Source organism: Methanosarcina acetivorans C2A (assembly GCF_000007345.1).
GTDB lineage: Archaea > Halobacteriota > Methanosarcinia > Methanosarcinales > Methanosarcinaceae > Methanosarcina > Methanosarcina acetivorans.
Genome location: NC_003552.1, coordinates 1565482 through 1585736 on the forward strand (window position 1 = coordinate 1565482; position 20255 = coordinate 1585736).

General features: G+C 44.8%; 15 protein-coding genes and 1 pseudogene. 5 read left to right on the plus strand and 11 right to left on the minus strand.

Annotated elements, in window-relative coordinates:
- Nucleotides 1-145: 145 nt before the first annotated feature.
- Nucleotides 146-1330 carry a DUF2117 family protein gene (locus tag MA_RS06775; RefSeq protein ID WP_226990783.1) on the minus strand — a complete coding sequence of 395 codons (1185 nt, stop codon included), beginning with the start codon at nucleotides 1328-1330 and terminating at the stop codon, nucleotides 146-148.
- Between the two features lie 173 nt (nucleotides 1331-1503).
- Between MA_RS06775 and MA_RS06780 the strand changes: the two genes are divergently transcribed.
- Nucleotides 1504-2196: a metal-dependent hydrolase gene (locus tag MA_RS06780; protein ID WP_011021328.1), complete on the plus strand. Its 693-nt coding sequence runs from the start codon at nucleotides 1504-1506 to the stop codon at nucleotides 2194-2196.
- A 160-nt stretch (nucleotides 2197-2356) separates the two neighbouring features.
- Here MA_RS06780 and cooS read toward each other — a convergent pair whose 3' ends face one another.
- The 3 genes and pseudogenes from cooS to MA_RS29755 form a co-directional block, all read right to left on the minus strand.
- Nucleotides 2357-4258 (minus strand): anaerobic carbon-monoxide dehydrogenase catalytic subunit, encoded by a 1902-nt coding sequence (cooS, locus tag MA_RS06785; RefSeq protein ID WP_011021329.1) that lies wholly within the window; start codon nucleotides 4256-4258, stop codon nucleotides 2357-2359.
- A gap of 466 nt (nucleotides 4259-4724) precedes the next feature.
- Nucleotides 4725-6515, minus strand: coding sequence for a hypothetical protein (locus MA_RS06790; RefSeq protein WP_011021330.1), 1791 nt, complete (start codon nucleotides 6513-6515; stop codon nucleotides 4725-4727).
- A gap of 537 nt (nucleotides 6516-7052) precedes the next feature.
- Nucleotides 7053-7268: pseudogene (locus MA_RS29755) on the minus strand (hypothetical protein); the annotation flags it as partial.
- 107 nt (nucleotides 7269-7375) lie between these two features.
- Here MA_RS29755 and larA (MA_RS06795) point away from each other — a divergent pair.
- On the plus strand, nucleotides 7376-8638 hold the full coding sequence (larA, locus tag MA_RS06795; RefSeq protein WP_048065079.1) for a nickel-dependent lactate racemase: 1263 nt from the start codon (nucleotides 7376-7378) through the stop codon (nucleotides 8636-8638).
- A gap of 122 nt (nucleotides 8639-8760) precedes the next feature.
- Nucleotides 8761-10020, plus strand: a complete 1260-nt coding sequence (larA, locus tag MA_RS06800; protein WP_157860456.1) for a nickel-dependent lactate racemase — start codon at nucleotides 8761-8763, stop codon at nucleotides 10018-10020.
- A gap of 87 nt (nucleotides 10021-10107) precedes the next feature.
- Here the strand turns inward: larA (MA_RS06800) and MA_RS25165 are convergent.
- The 6 genes from MA_RS25165 to argH form a co-directional block, all read right to left on the minus strand.
- A protein-coding gene (locus MA_RS25165) for an IS1-like element ISMac16 family transposase (RefSeq protein WP_076611660.1) occupies nucleotides 10108-10790 on the minus strand; the annotation gives its coding sequence in 2 pieces (ribosomal slippage) (nucleotides 10108-10467 and nucleotides 10470-10790; 681 coding nt in all).
- 943 nt (nucleotides 10791-11733) lie between these two features.
- Complete coding sequence (locus MA_RS06815) at nucleotides 11734-13392, minus strand: sodium:solute symporter family protein (protein WP_011021335.1); 1659 nt, start codon at nucleotides 13390-13392, stop codon at nucleotides 11734-11736.
- 116 nt (nucleotides 13393-13508) lie between these two features.
- Nucleotides 13509-13667, minus strand: a complete 159-nt coding sequence (locus MA_RS28075; RefSeq protein ID WP_162829678.1) for a symporter small accessory protein — start codon at nucleotides 13665-13667, stop codon at nucleotides 13509-13511.
- A gap of 139 nt (nucleotides 13668-13806) precedes the next feature.
- The gene (locus MA_RS06820; RefSeq protein WP_048065080.1) at nucleotides 13807-14007 is read right to left on the minus strand and encodes a hypothetical protein; all 201 of its coding nucleotides are present in this window, start codon (nucleotides 14005-14007) and stop codon (nucleotides 13807-13809) included.
- Between the two features lie 147 nt (nucleotides 14008-14154).
- Nucleotides 14155-15429, minus strand: a complete 1275-nt coding sequence (gene gatD, locus MA_RS06825; RefSeq protein WP_011021336.1) for a Glu-tRNA(Gln) amidotransferase subunit GatD — start codon at nucleotides 15427-15429, stop codon at nucleotides 14155-14157.
- A gap of 267 nt (nucleotides 15430-15696) precedes the next feature.
- Nucleotides 15697-17172, minus strand: a complete 1476-nt coding sequence (gene argH, locus MA_RS06830; RefSeq protein WP_011021337.1) for an argininosuccinate lyase — start codon at nucleotides 17170-17172, stop codon at nucleotides 15697-15699.
- Nucleotides 17173-17608: 436 nt separating this feature from the next.
- Here argH and MA_RS06835 point away from each other — a divergent pair, with 436 nt between their 5' ends.
- Both MA_RS06835 and MA_RS06840 read left to right on the plus strand, forming a co-directional pair.
- On the plus strand, nucleotides 17609-18208 hold the full coding sequence (locus MA_RS06835) for a class I SAM-dependent methyltransferase (protein ID WP_011021338.1): 600 nt from the start codon (nucleotides 17609-17611) through the stop codon (nucleotides 18206-18208).
- A 45-nt stretch (nucleotides 18209-18253) separates the two neighbouring features.
- The gene (locus MA_RS06840) at nucleotides 18254-18682 is read left to right on the plus strand and encodes a class I SAM-dependent methyltransferase (RefSeq protein WP_226990784.1); all 429 of its coding nucleotides are present in this window, start codon (nucleotides 18254-18256) and stop codon (nucleotides 18680-18682) included.
- Between the two features lie 359 nt (nucleotides 18683-19041).
- Here the strand turns inward: MA_RS06840 and MA_RS06845 are convergent, their stop codons facing one another.
- Nucleotides 19042-19818, minus strand: coding sequence for an SDR family oxidoreductase (locus tag MA_RS06845; protein WP_048065081.1), 777 nt, complete (start codon nucleotides 19816-19818; stop codon nucleotides 19042-19044).
- Between the last annotated feature and the right edge of the window lie 437 nt (nucleotides 19819-20255).

Consider the following 20255-nt stretch of genomic DNA (forward strand, 5'->3'; position numbering starts at 1 on the left):
TTAAAAGAGTTACTCCTTTTGTTATTAACTTAGCAGGAATTTGTTTCCGCACTCATTGCGGACATTTCCATAAAATTGCTGCAAAAGACGAAACTGCATTCAGTACCCGGGAATCATAAGTTCCATTTCAAGGGAGTCTGCTATGCTAGTATTCAAAAACATCTTCTATCGACAGCTCTGCCAGTTTCAGCACATCTTCTTTAAAGGCGAAAAGGTTCTCAAAAACAGCTGAATTTTGACCTCTCAGGAGTTCCTGCTTTACTCTTTTGCCCACGATATCATCGCTCCCTCGTATCAGCCTGAGGACAACCGAGCCGGGAAAGATTTTTGTCTCGCAGGTGACGTTATCGCAGTCCCCGTCAGTGATCCCAATGATCGGGATTCCGAGCCGGCAGAGGATATCGCCCGCTATGGCTGTGGTATCGTCTCCGACGGTGACTGCAAGTTCCGCTCCGGAGGCCAGTTCATAGGAATTTTCGGCGGCGTGGTCTATCAGCACGACTTTTCCTGTCCCGGGCCCGGAATGAGAACTCGCTTTTCGGGCGCTGGCATTTTCCTTTCGGGCAGCCGGGTGGAAGGAACTGCTTCTTCGGATCTCCCCGCTTTTTACCCAGGCTCCGGCAAGGTCAACTGGATCCATTTTTTCGTAATTATGGAGTTTTTCGAGGCCGTGCTCCTTTATTTCTCCGCCTTCGATTGCGGTAACGAAGCCGTTTTCAGTAACTATTCTGACCCCGGAAGAGAGGGCTTTTCCGATCACGATTCCATTCACAAGGATGTTTTCTCCGGGAAAAACTCCAGAGATTTCGCGGATAGTTCGGGTTTTGCCGGTTTGGGGGCAGGTTTCCAGGCAAACCGAATCTTGAAAGGGGAGAGGGGTTTCGGCAGGCAGCCCGAAGATTTCGGAGATTTTTTCCAGATGAGATACGGCTTTTTTATTGAGGGGGATCAATTTCCCGCCTGCACAGTCTGGGCTTTCGATCTGGATAAGGGATTTCTTTTCAGGCTCTTTGAGGTGCGAGGTGACCATTGCTCCGAACACTTTGCCCGTTTCGACTGTTTTTCCTCTGTTCAGGAGGCAGACAAGGTCTGAGCTTTCAAAAAAGGATTCGATGCAGGCGCTCGGCTTCAGGTGCCGGCTTATGTCTATAACATGTTCAAGTCCTGCGTCAAGGACGGCTGTCTTTCCCATGGCTCCGCCAAGTTCTGCTTTTACTTCACCAAGGCAAGAAAGTTTTTGCAGGACTATTTCCGCTTCTTTCGAATCAATTACTTCGGGGCCGTGGATTACGAGGCCGATCTTCATTTTCATCCGGTTACACTCAAGCATTCTCACTTGATTACACTTAAGGGCACATATTAATGTTACCCTGTATTCATCTCCAGGTGTGCTTCTGATATCAGTCGGAACAGTGTGTTGTGTAATAATTATCCGTTTATTATAGAAAATTACATTACGCATTGTTACGTTCTGACAAAAAGATAAGGACAAGAGGCAAATAGATGGCTGACTTAAAAATAACCTGGCTTGGGCATGCTGCTTTTTTGCTCGAAGCCGAAAAAAAATTGCTGATCGACCCGTTTATTTCCGAAAACCCGAAAGCTCCCTGTACCCCCGAGGAGCTGAATCCCGATATCATAGCTGTGACTCACGGGCACCGCGACCATCTGGGAGATACCATCGAGATCGGAGCCCGGACAGGCTGCCGGATCATCTCGATCCATGAGGTTGCAAATTATATCAAGTCAAAAGGAGTCTTTGCCGAAGGCATGAACAAAGGCGGGACCGTTGACCTCGAAGGCGTCACTTTGACAATGACTCAGGCGCTTCATTCCTCTTCGATTGATGCTTCTGGCTTCAGTTTCGACGGAGGCAGCCCGGCAGGGTTTGTGATAGGCATTGGTGGGCATTCAATTTATCATGCCGGAGATACGGGGATTTTCGGGGACATGCAGCTTATCGGAGAACTCTACGAACCCGAAATCGCCCTGCTGCCCATAGGAAGTCGGTTTACTATGGGGATAAAGGAGGCCGTAAAGGCCGTGGAACTCATTGAGCCTCAGATTGTTGTGCCGATGCATTATAACACCTTTGATGTCATCAAACAGGACCCTGAAGTTTTCAGAAAAGCCGTTGAAGCGAAAGTTGATACGAAAGTAATTATTCTGGACCCTGGAGAATCTATAGAGCTTTGATTTTTCAGATTCCGGTTTGTTTAGTTAAAAAAATAGAAAGTAAATTAGATCGGATACATCTGAATTTTTAGCCCTCTTTTTTCAGGGCTTCAATTCTTAATATCCTGTTCTCAAATCCTGTTCTCAAATCCTGTTCTCAAATCCCGCTCTCAAATTGCTCTCAGATTCCCAGCTTCTTTCTCTTTTCCATGATGTGCTGCTCTATCCCATCAACTGCCTTTACTGCATCTTTTTCCACATTCAGGACCCCGCCCGTAACTTCCCGGCAGTCTTCCGTAAGCAGTTTGACCAGGTCAGGGGCTCCGGTGACGGTCGGGACAGGGTTCACATAAGTGTAGAGCCCCAGGGCCAGGGCAAAGATGGCGTCGATCGTAGCTTTTTGCTCCATGTATTCGGGAGCCGCGGCAGCAATCGGGAGATCAGGGATAGGGACTCCCATGACTGCGGAGATGGCTCCGAGAAAGTCTGCAAGCCTTCCGGTATCGGTACAGGTCCCGTAGCTGAGTACGGGCGGGACTCCAAGGGCTTCACATACGGCTTTCAAGCTGTCTCCTGCAAACTCTCTGGTTTCGGGGGAGCAGAGGCCTGCCACCTGCATAGCTCCGTTCCCGCAGCCCAGGGAGAGGACAAGGATATTCCTTTTGATCAGTTCTTTTACCACGGCAACGCTGTGCACATCCTGCCCGTAGTCTCTTAATGTAGTGCAGGAGACCATCCCGACCACTCCCTTAATCGCACCGCTTTTTATAGCATCAAGGAGCGGGTCAAGGGTCCCTCCAAGGGCATCAAGTATGCTCTCTGTTGAAAAACCGACGACTGCTTCTTTTACCGGAAGATTTAATACGGGTTCTCCCGAGTTTTTTCGGTTTTTGAAGTTTTCGACTGCCATATTCAGGAGTTTTGCTGCCTGTCTTCCAGCCTCCACAGGGTTATAGTTCAGACGCTCGGTGATGTCTTCAAATGCTATGAGTTCGCTTACGGGCATGAGTTTGAACCCGTATTTTTCGGCATAGAGAGGGGCTACCGGAAGCGAGCAGTTCATATCTGCGGCAAAAAGGTCCACACTCCCGCTTGCAAGCACCGCCTCCTGGGAAATCCAGTTGCCGGTAAAACCGTAGAAAGCGTCATCTTCTTCCCACCTCTGAATCATCTCCTGCCCGGTTTCTATGCTGGCAATGACCCTCAGGCCTTTTGCTCCGGCTGCTTTTGCTTTTTCCTGCCATTCGGGCTTTCTTGCAAGCTGGACCATGGCAAAGCCCAGGAAAGGTTCGTGCCCGTTCGGAAGCACGTTTACATATTCGGGGTCAAGCACCCCGAGGTCGACCCTCATCGTATGAGGTTTTGGGATTCCGAAAAGGATATCCTGACAGTATTCGTTTACGATCTGGCTCTGGTATGCCATTGCAATCCCGAGGCGCATAGCTTTCAGGGCCAGGCTGGCATAGTATCCGTCAACGTTTGTCAGGCAGGAGCTTGTTGAAAGCATCATCTCCCCGTAAATCCCGCCTGGGAATATATCCAGCTCTTCCCACCTTTTCTTCCTTTCAGGAGGGGCAAGGATCTCAACAATCCTGCTTGGTTCGTATGCAGGCCTGTTAAAATCCTTTTCCACAAATTCGCATAGGTAAAGGGCAATTTCGGAATCACTTCCGAGGGTTTCTATCCCGAGTCTGCCTGCAAATGTCCTCAGTTTCTCAGGTTCTCTGATGCTGTAAGGGGTTTTTCCCTTTGCGGTTTCTCTTAAAGTCCGGATGGTCTGGTCGGTATGGTAGTGGTAGGTCGAAGCCCCCATTACATTTCTGAGAAGCATCATCCGCATTGCCATCCCGTCTGCGGTGATTCCGCATACTCCTCTTTTGTCCTTTGCAGCATCCGAACGGCAGGGGCCATTGGAACAGAGGTCGCAGCGGGCTCCTGCCATACAGAAAGTACATCTCCTGTCCGGAACTCCGCCTATTCCCTGAGCTTCATAACGATCCCATACATTTGTCATATTATCTTTCTTTATCCGCTCATACATTTTTTGAACGGACTCGTGATAGGAAATTCTTTCTTTATCCATGGTTGTTACTCCCCGATTAACTGCTACTCCTTTCTCCTTCTTTTCCCCGTGTCAGGAGATCCCTTCCAGGCTGTACCGTATGAATAGTTTTTTACGAAGCAGATCTCCATCAGTAAGCCTGTTTGCGGGTATCAATAATATCGGTGCAGGAATTATTTACAATTAATTCAAGGCACAGTAGCTGGCAGAAAATTACTCTGACTGTTGGAATATAGAGTGTGTTGACTCTATGATGCATTACTGCATTTGAGAAAAGAGAATGGAAAAAAGACTAACCTAAAAGGGCACAATAATAACAGAAATACATGGAAGGTACGGTAATAAGAAAAAAGATAACGTAGAGGCACAGTGATAAAAGAAAAGCTAACATGGAAGGCACAAACAGACACAAAGAAGTACCTGCCTTCTTTTTTGTGCCTCTGCGGTTAGACTTCTGGTTGGAATTCTATACTTCACTCAACTCTGTTTACTCAACCCCGTTTATATATACCTTATAATTGTGGCTGTCTTCAACCCAAAAATTAATTGACCTGTCCTGTTCGGTTTCATAGTCAAGATACTTTTCGAGTGTAGTGTCATAGACCTGTGTGTCGTTTCCTGCAGGAATGTTTATGTTTACAAGAGCCTTGAAACCATTTGTATGTGCGTCGAACGAAAGCAGGTTCTCGTCGTACTGCAGGTTTTCAAAGCTTGCATAGTATGTATTGCGGCTTATCTGGTTATATTCATAAAATGGCACTATGGTCATGTTGTTTGCGTAGTAGTTATCCACCCATTCCCGGAACTTCGAGCGACTGATTGAGTATTTTATTGCAGGTTCCACATCGAGCTGATGGGAGAACACCGGATAGGACATGCCTGCTTTTGACGCTGGCTCCCACCATTCCCATGTATCATCGTACAGGTTTCCTACTTCCTTTTCTGCGTGAATTGCTGCATCTCCGTTTCTCCAGGTCATCTTCAGGTTTTCATATGCATAGATCGCATGCGTAAGGTTATCCCGGTTTCTCAGGCAGCAGCAGCTTGTAGGTGGCTGGCCTATTTTTTCATACACATATGAGTATTCTTCATCCATAACTCTGTATGCTTCTTCAAGTGGAAGGCTGTTTAACTCCTTTGTATAATGTATGCCAACTTCCCAGGAATCGTTAACAACCAGATCGCGCAGATAAGCTATGTATGTATCATTTGCCTTCTCACACATTCCCTCATCAAACCACATCGTACCTCTATATCCTTTACTGCTCAGGTACTCAATTCCTTCTCCGGTCGTGTTCAATGGCAAAGGTCCGTCAAGCCCGAATGGGATTAGCTTCTTGTCCCCGATTGCGGTTATAAGTTTTCTCTCTGCGGTCTGGTTGATGCTGTAAATGTCAACGTCAAAATAGGTTCCTTCTCCAAGGATAAACGCAGTGAACTTGATATACCCGTTTGAAAAATCGATATAGGGCAGCTGTTGCCTGCCAAGGTTATAGAACGGGGTAACTATGGAACTGCCGTCCTTTGTGTAAATGGTGTTTGTTTTATTGATGCCGTCAAAGATTACTTTGAAATTTGCTTTTTCTGATGCATCGCCAAGAATAATTTTTTGGTATTTGAGCTTTCCTGAAGAGCCTCTATAATAGCTTTTAAGTAAAGTCTGTCCCTCTCTTTCCTGAATTATCAGTCTTGAACCGGGGCTATTCAGTTCAATAAAGCTCTGTGGATCATCCGCATATACATCCATCGAGATCTCATAGGCACATTTTACCATTGGTGCGAGCTTGCATATGTACAGGGCTCCGGCCTGTCTTGGCTCCTCAAGATAGTGAATTATGGGGACAGAGGTACATTGACAAAAAGTGAAAATATCCAGGTTACTTCTGTAATGCCTCAGGTATTCGTTGATTCCAAAACAAGAGATAAGGTCCATATCTGGAAGCAAACTGCATGGAATTAGAGGAGAGTCTCTTATATTCGTATACCTCAATCCTTTTGAAGTGTTATTGAAACACACTTCCGATTCCTGGGTTGCATATATTGTGGAGTATATTTTATCGTAAGGTTTTTCTTTCTGAACCCTTGCGATGAAAACATTAGCTGGAAGATTATTTGTTTCGGAGTAGTTCTGTGAAAACAGGATTATACTGCCCTGATTAATATTCTCAACTGTTTTTGAATTCTCCGTAGCCGGGGTTGCGTATGCACCTCCTATCCACAGGTAACTTGATATCAGCAGCACGAATATAACCATTTTTAGACGACTTAAATTTTTCACTAAATCACCAAAATTAATTTACATTTATCCCTACACTCATCTGTAACTTTTATAGCTTTGATTAACAGGCTTTTGAAATATCTTCTACAAGCTCTTTGCATATCTTTTTTTGAAGACTTGTTAGGGATTTTCCAGGTCCTGTTGATGCATATGAATTCTTTCATTTTCCGAAATTTCTATATTCCGGGAAAAATTCCAACCTATCTACTACCACCTGTAAATTAATGTTTTGTTTTCGTGTTATATTCTTAAAAAGGTCCGATTTTATTGCCTGGATTTATAACGATTATTTATATACTGAAAAATACTCAAAAAGGTATTAAAGGGAGTTAAGTTTGAACCTGCAGAATATTTCTGCCTTTTATATTTTACATAATTTTATTACCTGAAAGTGTCCCTAATGTTGCGGAATTTTACGAGTTCCATCCTTTTTGAGCAATAATATGGCTCCCCGCATCTGGACAAAAAAATCTGGTCGAACATCAGGGCTATTGGAACAGCCACTAAAAATCTGGATCATGTTTCATGAACATTCTTTTAACTTTTTTGAACATTTTTTGAACATTTTTTGAACATTTTTTGAACATTTTTTGAACATTTTTTGAACATTTTTTGAACATTTTTTGAACATCTTTTAAACATTTTTTGAACATTTTTTAAACATTTTTTAAACATTTTTTGAACATTTTTTGAATATTTTTTGAACATTTTTTGAACATTTTTTGAACATTTTTTTGAATTTCCCAATAACGGTCCGAAATTGGAATTTTAAGCGCAGATTTAAAAGTGCTTAAAACATAGTTTCACTATTGTTTACCTATACGGTTTTATATCATCAATACGAACTCACCGGCATGAACATGATGACAAATATAAAAAAGATCCCACTTGCTTTCGGAAGTGGAGTTTTCGAGCTGAATATCCCGGAGAAAAACATTTCCACCCTTATTTTGCCTTCGGAACCTGAAAAACAGGAAAATGGGGCCCTTTTAATTCGGAAAACTCTTGAAAATCCCATAAACAGCAAGAGACTTTCCGAGATTGTAAACCCGGAATCCCGGATTGCTATTATCGTAAGCGATGTTACGAGGCCCACTCCTACGGCAAAAATTCTTCCTCTTCTCTTTGAAGAGCTGTATCTGGGAGGGGCGAAAGATGAGAACATCACGATTATCTTTGCTCTCGGGCTTCACCGCCAGCAGACTGAGGAGGAGTGCAGAAAGCTTCTGGGGAACGAAATTTCCAAAAATATCCGTTTTGTCCAGCACGACAGGGAAAGATGCGCGCATATAGGAGAGACAAGTTTTGGGACTCCGGTTGAAGTTTTTGAAGAGGTTTTGGACGCAGACCTGATTATTAGCACAGGGACTGTTGAATTTCATTATTACGCAGGATATGGTGGGGGAGGAAAGTCTATCCTTCCGGGGGTCAGTTCGGAAAAAGCCGTACTTTCATTTCACAGCCATTATAGCAAACTCTTCGAAGGTGAACCCCTTTCGGGTAGGATCGACAGCCCTGCGAGGAAGGATATCGAAGAAGCCGCAGGACTTGCAGGGCTTCAATTTATCCTGAACGTGGTAATCAATAGCAGAAAAGAAATCGTTGCTGCCGTTGCCGGAGATTTCATCCAGGCTCACAGGGAAGGGGCAAAATATGTAGATTCCATATACAAAATAAAGGTTGAACCTGCAGATGCAGTCATCGTTTCCTGCGGCGGCTTCCCTAAAGACATCAACCTCTACCAGGCAACAAAGGCTCTGGAAAATGCCATCCCTGCTGTAAAAGCAGGAGGCTCAATCGTACTCGTGGCCGAATGTGCGGAAGGAATCGGAAACCAGGTCTATGAGTGCTGGAATAAGGAGTGCAGGAGCCCTGATGATGCTATAGAACGCTTCAAGCAATTCTTCGAGTTTGGGGGGCATAAAAGTGCAATAGTTGCAAAGGCTGCAAAACAGTTCAAGCTCTATATCGTTTCAAAACTTTCCGAGGAGGAAAGCAGAAGAGCTTTTTTCATTCCTGCAAAAAGCGTACAGGAAGCCCTTGAAGCTATTCTTGCCGAAAATCCTGATGCAAAAATTCACGTGATGCCTGATGGAGGATGGACCCTGCCTGTCCGGAAATAAGCGAGATGGTAAGTAAGCCCGTTAACGGAAATGAAAATAGTAAAAGAGAATTTCGGACATCTATTTATCCATTGTTTACCTATACGGTTTTATACCATCAATACGAACTCACCGGCATGAACATGACGACAAATATAAAAAAGATTCCACTTGCTTTCGGAAGTGGGGTTTTTGAGCTGAATATCCCGGAGAAAAACATCTCCAGCCTTATCCTGCCTTCGGAACCTGAAAAAAAAGAGGATGGGGCTCTTTTAATCCGGAAAGCTCTTGAAAACCCCATAAACAGCAAGAGACTTTCCGAGATTGTAAACCCGGAATCCCGGATTGCTATTATCGTAAGCGATGTTACGAGGCCCACTCCTACGGCAAAAATTCTTCCTCCTCTCCTTGACGAGCTTTATCTGGGGGGAGCAAGGGATAAGAACATCATGATTATCTTTGCTCTCGGGCTTCACCGCCAGCAGACTGAAGAAGAGTCAAAGAAACTTGTCGGGGAGGACATCTACAAAAAAATACGGTGCATCCAGCACGACACTTCCAGATGCAGGCGTATCGGGGTAACCAGCAGGGGCACACCTGTTGATATCTTCGAAGAAGTGCTTGATTCCGATTTTGTTATCGGGACCGGGGGAATTGAGTTCCATTACTATGCAGGGTACAGCGGGGGAGCAAAGTCTATCCTTCCCGGCGTAAGCTCTGAGGAAGCTGTGCTCACCAACCACAAAATGATGATAGAAGAAAATGCGGTTTCCGGAAGAGTGGACAGCCCTGTCCGGCAGGATATGGAAGAAGCCGCAAAGATCTTTGGCCTTAAATTTATTCTTAATGTTGTGCTTGACAGCAAAAAAGGGATAGTTGCTGCCGTTGCCGGAGATTTTACCGAAGCCCACAGGAAAGGGGTCGAGGTTGTGGACGCTATGTATAAGGTTCCCGTAGAGCCTGCGGATGCCGTTGTCGTTTCCTGTGGTGGCTATCCCAAGGATATCAACCTCTACCAGGCAAATAAAGCCCTTGACAATGCAACCCAGGCCGTAAAAGATGGCGGCTCAATCATCCTCGTAGCCGAATGCTCCGAAGGAATAGGTAACCAGGTCTATGAGTGCTGGAACAGGGAATGTAAATCTCCGGACGATGCAATAGAGCGCTTTAAACACTGCTTCGAGTTCGGAGGGCACAAGAGTGCAATTGTTGCAATAGCCGCAAAGAAGTTCAAACTTTACCTTGTCTCGGAGCTCCCGGAAGATAAAGCCAGAACCGCCTTCTTCACTCCTATGGCAAGTGTGCAGGAAGCCCTTTCTGCAGTCCTCTCGGAAAACCCTGATTCAAAGATCCACCTTATGCCTCACGGTGGGCAGACTCTACCTGTCAGAAAAGAAAATTAAAAGCCTCTACAAAACCTGTATCTCTGTATCAACAAGATCTCTCGAAACAGGGCCTTTTTCCTTTTATTCTTTTTATTTTCGGTATTGTTAATTAAATATAGATAACTCTTTATTTCTGTTTTTCATCAATAGAAGAGCAGAGTACTTTAGCATTTCAAGACTCTTCGTATAACACTTTGTCTTTCGTCTCAACCTTGCCAGAAAGTGCCTTAGTATGCCGTTATATCCTTCAACTGTATACGTTTCTGCTTTGGATTGAGTATGAATATTTTCAGGAATAAACTCTGCATATGCCCTCCAGTGATCAGTCATCACCTCTCCAATCTCTTTCTTCTTTAATTTTTCCCAGAGTAGTTGTCCAGTTTTCGTTCCTCTGCTACCAAAAGAGCAGTTGATGAACTTTTTCCCAACTCTATCAACAGCAATCCAGATCCAGCAATATTTTTTTTGTTACTGATGTAAGTGTGCATCTCATCCAGTTCAACAATAGATATCTCATTTTCGCTTTTTAGCTCCTCTATCTCCTGACCAAATTTCTTTATCCATTTTTGGACAGAAACATGACTTACCCCTAAAAATCGTCCTATTGAGCGAAATCCTAATCCTTCAAGATAAAGTTGCAAAGCCTGTCTCTTAACTAAAGGAGAACTAGCAGTTGATTTTAGCTCGACTGAATAGTTATATCCACAATCGTGGCATTTGTAGCGTTGACGTCCACAAACTATACCGTTTTTTGTGTGATTGGAACTTTTGCATCTTGGGCAGTTCATGCAGAAATATAGGTTTTCATAATATATAACTATAATTAACTACCAATACCTTATTTTCTTTATCTTCGTCCTTCTTTTTTCTCAATTGATTACTACTTTTCATCCCCGAATTGCGTCTCGGCAGAGTTGCGGCTCTGCAGTGCGCTGTCCGTTTCGCTCCACTTCGTTTCGCTCAAGTGGACTAATTGATGGGCTTTTACAGGTAGTTTCGCTCAAGTAGACCAATTATGGTTTAAGAAGTGAGCTGAGCTCAAGCAGACTCATTTTTGGCAAAAATCGGGAGTTGAGCTCAAGCGGGCTACTTAGTGAGTTTTTACAGTTAGTTTCATTAAAGAGGACTATTTTATGATTAGAAACAGGCGCTTCACTCAGCCGAACTAAATTAATATTTCTTCCCCATACAATGTTACTCGCTGTATTTTATCGGTCTTGTCCCGCTCGACGCAGGAGAGCGGTCTTTCCCGCAAAAAAGAAAAGAAAAAGATGAAAGGAAATTAAAAGCTATTGCGGACGCTTGTAAACAGGGAAGAGGCCAAACAGATAAAGCCGGTATAATTTTCGGTCTTTATTTCTCTTTCATATCCTTTTTCCTTTTGGGAAGGGCCGCCAGACAGGCTGGTGGAGGTGCTTATATTTACCCGTGAATTTAAAAATGATTTTTGGGCTCAAGAAAAGTATTCTCTCATTCTAGGAGGCATTTCTTTAATTTAGTCAGAGGTCATTTCTTTAATTTTATTGTATCTCTTAATTGCGGCGCTGACTTTCAAATTGTTATTTCTCTAACCGGCAGGCGGGACCAGGTATCGTGGGGCGAGAAGGGGGTACTGAAAAATCTACTTTGGGATTCCGGAATATCAATCAGTTGATCAGGGACAACCAAAACGAGAAGAAATAGAAAAGAGGTGGCGCAGAAGAATGCGCCTGATTTTCAAAAGGAGCAGGCTTAAACGCCTGTGGAATCAATTGTCTTGTGTGATGCAGGTTCCGGGACCTCCTCTTCTTCGTCTTCAAATCTGAGCCTGAAAGCTTTATTCAGGAAGGCGGGTGAAAATTGGGGTGTCATAAGGCTTACCGCGACCAGGGTAAGGATAGAGAGGGGAGTTGCGATAAGAATCGGGTCCACAACAGTCCAGGTGCCTGAAAGTAGAGTTGCTTTCCCGAAAGTTGCCTGGCAGATCCCGAGAGGCACTGCTTCTGATGCATGGACAAAAGTCAGCCAGAAGAGGCTGCTTAAAGAGCCGATTACAAGGCTTGCAGTTGCTCCGGCTTTTGTCGTGCGCTTCCAGAAAAGGGCTCCGACAAACATGGGCAGGAAAGCAGAGGTACAGAGGCCCATAAACATTGCCGTAGCTCTGGCAATAATACTTCCGGGCAGGATGTACGCCAGAACGACCGCGACCAGGATGGTGAAGGCAATTCCAAGTCTTGTGACATGGACGGTCGCTGAGGACTTGCCTTTCATGAGGCTCTGCTGGTAGACGTCGTATCCTATGGCTGTACCCATTGTATGGAACTGGGCAGCTGCGGTGGACATTGCCGCCGCGAGCAGGCTAAGCATGAAGAGCGCTACAAACATTTCAGGCATTGCCTGGTTCAGGAAGGTAGGCATTATAAGGTCGGTGTTTCCATCCGGGACGACCTGAAGGGAAATCATGCCCGTAGTCCTGTAGAAATACACATTGGAAAGAGCCCCTACAACATACGCGACTCCTGCCATCATCAGGATAAACGGGCCTCCGACAGCGACTGCTCTTTTCAGGGAGCGGTCATCTTTTACAGTCATGAACCTGACCGCGAGCTGAGGCTGCGCAAGCACACCTATTCCAACTCCCAATATGATTGTGGAAATCATTGTCCACCATAAAGGAGATCCGGATGCAGGCATTGAAGTCCAGCCCTGATGTCCCCGGTCTATAAGGGCCTGGGGCACAAGGTTTGCCATACTGGTAAGGGCCTGGTGAGCTTCAACAACTCCTCCAAGCTTGACATAAGTAAAGACCATCAGAAAACCCATTCCCAGTAACATCAGGACAGCCTGCATGGCATCCACATACATTACTGAGAGAAGGCCTCCTTTAATCACATAGGAAGCAATTATGATAGTAAAGATTATAAGGGCAATATTGTAGTTGACTCCCAGAGTTGTCTCAAGGAATCTCCCGGCCCCTATGATAACGCTTGCAGCGTAAAGAGGCATAAAAACGCCGATCAGAAGCCCGGAAAAAGCCTGAATAAACTTTGACTGGAAGCGTTTTCCTATAAATTCAGGATAAGTTATAGCTCCCAGATTCAGCCCCATACGCCGTGTACGAGGGCCAAAAATAACGAAGGCAATGAATATCCCAAAAAAGATATTCATGAAAACAAGCCACAGAAGCCCCATTCCTAATGAGGCGGCTACTCCTCCGAAGCCTATTATTGCAGAGGTGCTGATAAACGCAGCTCCGTAGGAAAGGGCCATGACTGCAGGGTGCACTCCTCTACCGGCGAGCATATATCCTTCGGTCTGGGAATTCTTCCTGTATCCAAGGTAGGCAACGTAGAAAGTAGCTGTAAGATAAATGATAACAAACAGGATAAGAGTTGAAGTACTGATTGCCATAAAAATCATTCCGGATAGTGTTAATGCTGTTAGTTCCCTTTCTTACGACATTATCAAAAAAGTCGGTTGAAGCGAGATATAATGCGTGAGAGGGAAAACGTGATCCTGGACCTCTTTTACTGGTCCTGAACTGCTGTCCTCGGAGTCCCGCCCTTGACTACCTGTTCTTCTTCCCCGCCCCTCCAGTTCAATGCTCCATAAACCATGCATCCGAGTGCGCTTAATACGCAAAATACATATGCAAGCCAGATCTGTGGATCCTCAATTCCTAACATCTACACACCTACCAATAATTTCCTGCTATTAGCTAACATGACACTTGTTAACACAGTACATTATAGCTTTTTGTTATTTAAATATGTTGAGCGGGGTAAATTTCGCATTAAAGTTAACTTTGGAAGATATACTTTTTGTTCAGGCAGTTCCTGATTCCTTTTTCCTCCCACAGCCGGGTTTACCCATGCCTTTTCCCCCATTCACCGCATCTACGGTCAGCCTTCCGGCTGGATAAATACCGATTGTCAGGTTGCCCCCGGGTCCGAGAGAAGCTGACCGACAAAAAAGAATTTGCTCGGCAAAAAAGTGCTTCCTTAGATCCGAAAAATCGTTTTCCAATCAAAAGGTTGTGAAAGCGCCCCAGACAGTTTATCTGGAGGCTTCTTAAAAAAAGAAAGAATATATATCAGAAAGATCTGTAGAGAGTGATGTTCAGTTAGTATTTTTGGTTACGGTCTATTTTAAGAACGTATTTTTCAGAATTTCTTATCTCTGCGTGCACTCGGTAATTTCCCCGCTGAGGTCTTCCCTGAGCATGCCGGCGGCTTTTTCGAAATCATCGGTCTGGCCAAGTACCCACATTAGCTTGACAAGGGCAGTTTCGGGAAGAGTATCTTCTCCTTCGATTGCCCCGGCCTTCAGCATATCTCTGCCGGTATCATAGACGCGGTCGCAGATCCTGCCGTTAAGGCACTGGGAGGTAACTATTACGGGCATTTTTGCGTCCGTAGCTTTCCGGAGCAGGGGAATCCATTTTGTGGAAATGTGGCCGAGGCCTGTTCCTTCGACAACAAGCCCTTTGTAGCCGTTACTTATATAGTAGTCAAGGACTGTGGGGTCCGCTCCCGGAGTGAACTTCACAAGGGCACACTTAGGTTCCATTCCCGGCTTGAATTTCAGGGCCTTTTCTCCGCGTCGGGTGTAGTCAATAAATGTCTTTATTTCTCCTGTACCGTAGTCTACGGTCCCTACCGGGAGGGAATTTACGGACTTAAAAGCGTCCCTACGGGAGGTATGCAGCTTCCTGACCTTCGTTCCGCGGTGGATTTCACAGAAATCATCAGAGGTTGTGCCATGCATAACCACCACGACTTCGGCAATGTCGCTTATGGCGACCCGGGCTGCACAGATTGCGTTCATGGCGTTGTCGCTGCTCGGGCGGTCCGCACTCCTCTGGGAACCAACAAAAACGATGGGTACGGGAGTTTTGATCATGAAGGAAAGGGCTGCAGCCGAATACATCATTGTGTCTGTCCCGTGAGTGACGATTACTCCATCAGCTCCGGCTTCGATCTCTTCCACAACGGCTTTTGAAAGGTTTTGCCAGGAGTCAGAGTCCATGTTTTCTGAGAGGATGCTTGAGATTACCCTGCCTTTGAAGTCCGCAATTTCCTTCAGTTCCGGGATTGCGGCAAGGATATCGTCAGCAGTAAACTGGGATGTGACTGCACCTGTACGGTAGTCGATCTTGCTGGCAATCGTTCCGCCCGTAGAAAGGATTGCGATTTTCGGGAGCTTTTTTCCGGGTTCGGGAAGTTCTTCTTCGTTAGTTTTACAGCCTTTTCCGCCGTTTCTGCTTCCGTTTGCAGTTTCCCCGTTATTTTCCAGAAGGGTTATCCTGACCTTATCAATGGAAAAACCGGCGTTATACCCGCTTTTCATTTTTATTGTGATATATCCTTCCATGGAAGGCATTACTTTGCCTTCATAGACAGTACCGTTCCTTTCAATGCGTACCCAATCGCCCTGTTTGAATTCCATGAATAATCCCTTTTCTGCTGGTTTTTGAGGTGCCGTATAATTTGCGTGATACTAAGAGGTCTAAATAATATTAAAGTTCGATGCGTTATTGAAACTAAATGGGTTTTCGAAATTAAATGTGTTCTTAAATTAAATGTGTTATTGAATTTGCCTGTATTCTCATGCTTTCCTGTATTCTTGAGCTTCCCTGTATTCTCATACTTTCCTGTATTCCTGGGCTTCCCTGTATTCTCATACTTTCCTGTATTCCTGGGCTTCCCTGTATTCTCATACTTTCCTGTATTCGTCGACGACTTCAAGCAGGGCTTCAAAAGCGGAGTCAATCGAATCTTTGATGGTTGCAATCTCCTGCTCGTTCAGTTCAAGTTCGGTCTGCTGCCTTCCGATATAATGCTGCATTTCTTCCGGGGCAGGTCCTCCCTCAATCTTTCTTCTCTTTATGTTGGAGACCGGGTTAAGAGCTTCCTTTATCATCTTTTCCGTCAGGCCCCTGCTTGAAAGTGATTCTCCGAGCACTATTTCGGCTACAGAGTCAATTTTTTCGATTGTAGGTTTTTCCCCTTCCCGTGCAAGCATCCCGACAATCTGGTGGGCAGTCCTGAAGGGAATCCCTGCCTCCCGGACAAAGGTATCCGCAAGCTCGGTTGCTGTTGTAAAGCCTGTTACGGACTGGGCTGAAAGCACTTCCGGATGGATTTTCATGGTCCTTACCATTCCTTCCATTACCCTGACCGATGCCCTTACGGTCTCTACTGAACGCCAGATGTTGGGCGTTGCTTCCTGCAGGTCGCGGTTATAACTCAGGGGCAGGCCTTTACAGATCGTAAGGAGGGACATAAGGGCTCCCACGGCAACTCCTGTTTTTCCGCGCATTAATTCGGCAGTATCCGGGTTTTTCTTCTGGGGCATAATCGAGGAGGTGGAGGCGTATGTATCGTCCAGCTCGATGAAATTGAACTCGGACGAAGACCAGATTACAAGTTCTTCAGCCATCCGGCTCAGGTTTATCATGAGGTTTGAAAAGACCGAGGCACATTCGATAAGGAAATCCCGGCTGCTGACCGCGTCCATCGAATTTTCCAGCAAGCCTTCGAAGCCCAGAAGTTCCTGAGTCCGTTTCCTGTTGAGGTTAAAACCGGTAGAGGCAAATGCAGCAGCTCCGAGCGGGCAGAGGTTTACCCTGGAAAAGGCGTCCTGCACCCTGTCAAAGTCCCTGCCTAGTGCCGCTTCGTGGGCACAGAGGTGGTGGGCGAGGGTGGTCGGCTGGGCGTGCTGAAGGTGGGTGAAACCGGGCATGAGGGTTTCTGTATGTTTTTCTGCCAAAGAAACAAGGGTTTTTCTGAGGGCAAAGATCTCTTCGAGCAGGCCGAGAAGTTCTTCTCTCAGGGTCAGCCTGATGCAGGTTGCAACCTCATCGTTTCTTGAGCGCCCGGAGTGCATCCTGCCTCCCACATCTTCTCCAACCATGTCGATGAGCCTGGATTCAAGGGATATATGGATGTCTTCATAGCTGAAGTCGAGCTTTTCCATTCCTTCTTCCCGGATTTTCAAAAGCCCTGCGAGGATTTTACTGCAGTCCTCCGCACTTATAATACCCTGTTCTTTTAACATTACTGTGTGAGCAAGGTCCACTGCTATGTCAGCACTAAAAATCCACCTGTCGGTCTCCATTGAAGAGGCGTAACGTAAAATTTCCTCGTCCGGGGCTGCTTCCAGCCTTCCTCTGCGTAAAATGTTGCTCATCGGTTTTCCTCAGTATAATTGTGAAGTAAGTCTATATTGTGAGAGTCTTTATGTAATAAAGGATTCCGTAAGATAAATGATACTGTGAGACAAATGATACCTGTAAGATAAATGATACCTGTAAGATAAATGATACTGCGAGATAAATGATACTGTTAGCTTGCCCGGAGCCTCTATCAGTATCTATTTTATCTTAATTTTCCAGGTATGCAAAATATGGATTACCCGCAGCGTGGTATTATTCCGAACACTTAAATATGAATTGGTTTTCAGGGAGTTTTCCCCCAGGGTAAGAATGTCAGAGTGATATCAGGTGATTTCTGTTTTTCCCATGGAAGGTTTGAACTTTGGAATGGTTGGGAATTCTTTCTGACCGATTCAGTTTCCCAGGCTCTCCTGAAAAAACTAATCCTCTATGAAAGCATAAATTCATTTAATGTCCGTAATCTCAAAGTACAACAGAATCGCAGCCATTTATGACCTGATGGAATTACCTATGGAGTTTTTCTTATACGGGAGGTGGAGAGAGGAAACGCTTTCAGACCTGCAAGGCAGAGTTCTGGAAGTCGGAGTGGGAACCGGAAGGAATCTGAAATACTACTCTTCGGGCTCTTCGGTAACAGGAATCGATGTCAGTGAAGGTATGCTTGAAAAGGCACGAAAAAAAGCGGAAGGCATGAAAAATGTAAATCTTCTCCTTATGGATGCGGAGCACCTGGAGTTTTCGGATAAGACCTTTGATTATGTCATTACAACCTTTGTCCTCTGTTCAATCCCCGATCCCGTGAAGGCTCTAAAAGAAATGAGGCGCGTTCTGAAACCCTCAGGGGAGTTGATCGCCATTGAACACATGCGCAGCAGTAACAATCTTATTTCCATATTTGAAACTTTAATCAATCCGATTATGTTTTCCATTATCGGAGATGAGGTGACCAGGGATACTGTGGGAAACATAAGAAAGGCTGGATTCATTATCAAAGAAGAAAAGAATCTGGCTTTTAAAGATGTTTTCAAAAAAATCCGGGTAAGCCCATAATATTTTTGAGCCAGAGTACTTGATTACAATGTCTACAATCTTACAATGTCTACAAACCCAAAGATGTCCGCAGCCTCAAAGTACGATCGGATATCTCCAATTTATGAGCTGATAGACTTACCTCTGGAACTCCCCTTTTTCCGGAAGTGGAGAAAAGAAGCACTTTCAGGCCTGAGCGGAAAAGTTCTGGAAGTCGGAATGGGGGGTGGAAGGAATCTGAAATACTACTCTTCGACAGCTCAGATTACAGGAATTGACAACAGTGAAGGTATGCTCGAAAAAGCCCGCAAGAAAGCCAGGGAAATGAAAAACGTCAATCTTCTCATTATGGACGCAGAGCACCTTGAATTTCCGGACCGGAGTTTCGATTATGTGATTACGACTTTTGTCCTCTGTACAATCCCTGATCCTGTAAAAGCTCTCAAGGAAATGAGGCGTGTCCTGAAACCTTCCGATGAAGCTGATAGCCCTTGAACACTTGCGTAGCAGTAACCCGATTATTGATCTTTTTGAGCACCTGATTGATCCCTATTTATTCTGCTTGGGGATCATACGACCCGGAATACCCTGAAGAATATTGAAGAAGCCGGCTTCACCGTACTGGAAGCAAAAAAACTGGCATTTAACGACGTTTTCAGGAAGATAAGAGCGAAGACGTGGTCTTAAATTCTACACATTAATAAATTTTCAACATTTTGTCCGTGCAAACTAATACCTTGAGATATTTACCGGAAGAAGGTATTGCGATATCGGAAGGGTTGTTAATGATCTCTACCTATTGGTAACGGCTTCCGGAGTTGTCAATACCTTAGCTGGTGACGTACTCAATTTCCTTAAACTTTAGCCTTCCATTCATTAGCTTGGACCTGCTTCATAATATCCGCAGTCGTCTCCGGTTTTACAGTGCGGTAAAGATGATCGTCAGATGGAATTACCTCAACCATAACGTCGATCATCTCTTGCGGATCATATTGTTGGGATAAAGCGTCTCTGTAGTCCGGAAGTTTGATCAAACCTTTTTCAGGATCATACCACTGATACGCACTTTCTGCTCCTGTATCGTTGAAACCCGTCCTGTAGGCTCCCGGGTTAATTGTTGCAACCTTCACGCCATAAGGTGCAAGCTCCTCTTTCATTATCCAGGCGATGGCTTCGATAGCATGCTTGGTAGCGCAATAAGCTCCCAGAAATGGAACCTTTAAGATTCCACCCATCGACGAAATCCACACAACTTTACCATGGCCCTGCTTAATCATTTTGCGCACAAATCCCTGTGTCAACTCCAGATGACCGAATACGTTTGTCTCAAAGGACTCACGTACCCTCTCCATAGGTATCTCAGCCATCGCACCGCTTTCCATAATGCCTGCGTTATTGACCAGAATGTCAATATCGTAGGTCAAAGCATGCTGCCTGTCGATCTCATCCCGGATGTCGAGTTTGATTACTTCAAGCTCAAGAGCCTGTTCTTTTGCTTCGGTTCGTAAATCCCAGACCTGAGGCCAGATCTGTGCAGCCGCAATAACTTTGTGACCTGCCCGGGCCAAACCAAATGCTGTTCCTTTGCCAAAACCGTGCCCGGCACCAGTAATAAGTATTGTCTTACTCATAATTTCCCCCAACTGTGAAAATTTTGACCTCACATTTAGTTGTTAGACTAACCTGTAGTATTAATGTAAATTATAAATCTAAATTATAATAACCATTCGATATATCTTTTGACAAAAGATAGCGCGATATGAAACAATAAAGAGTATTTAAAAAAAATCATCTTTACTGTTACAAGCTTACTGTTACAAGCTAAAAACTTCTTTTTAACGATATTACAGGAAGCTTCGGGCAAAACCGTAAGATTTTTGTTATTATCTTATTTGCTATCTAGTTGTATAACTTATTTCATTAGACACTGACACAGCATTTTCACTTGGGTTGTGGCAAAAATATCTATTCTTGGTTTTACCCTGGCCTCGTATTTGAGCCAGCTTCAACAATAAGTGGCTTCTGCATCATACTAAACTGGTTGATCAAGTTCCAAGCATTATCAAAT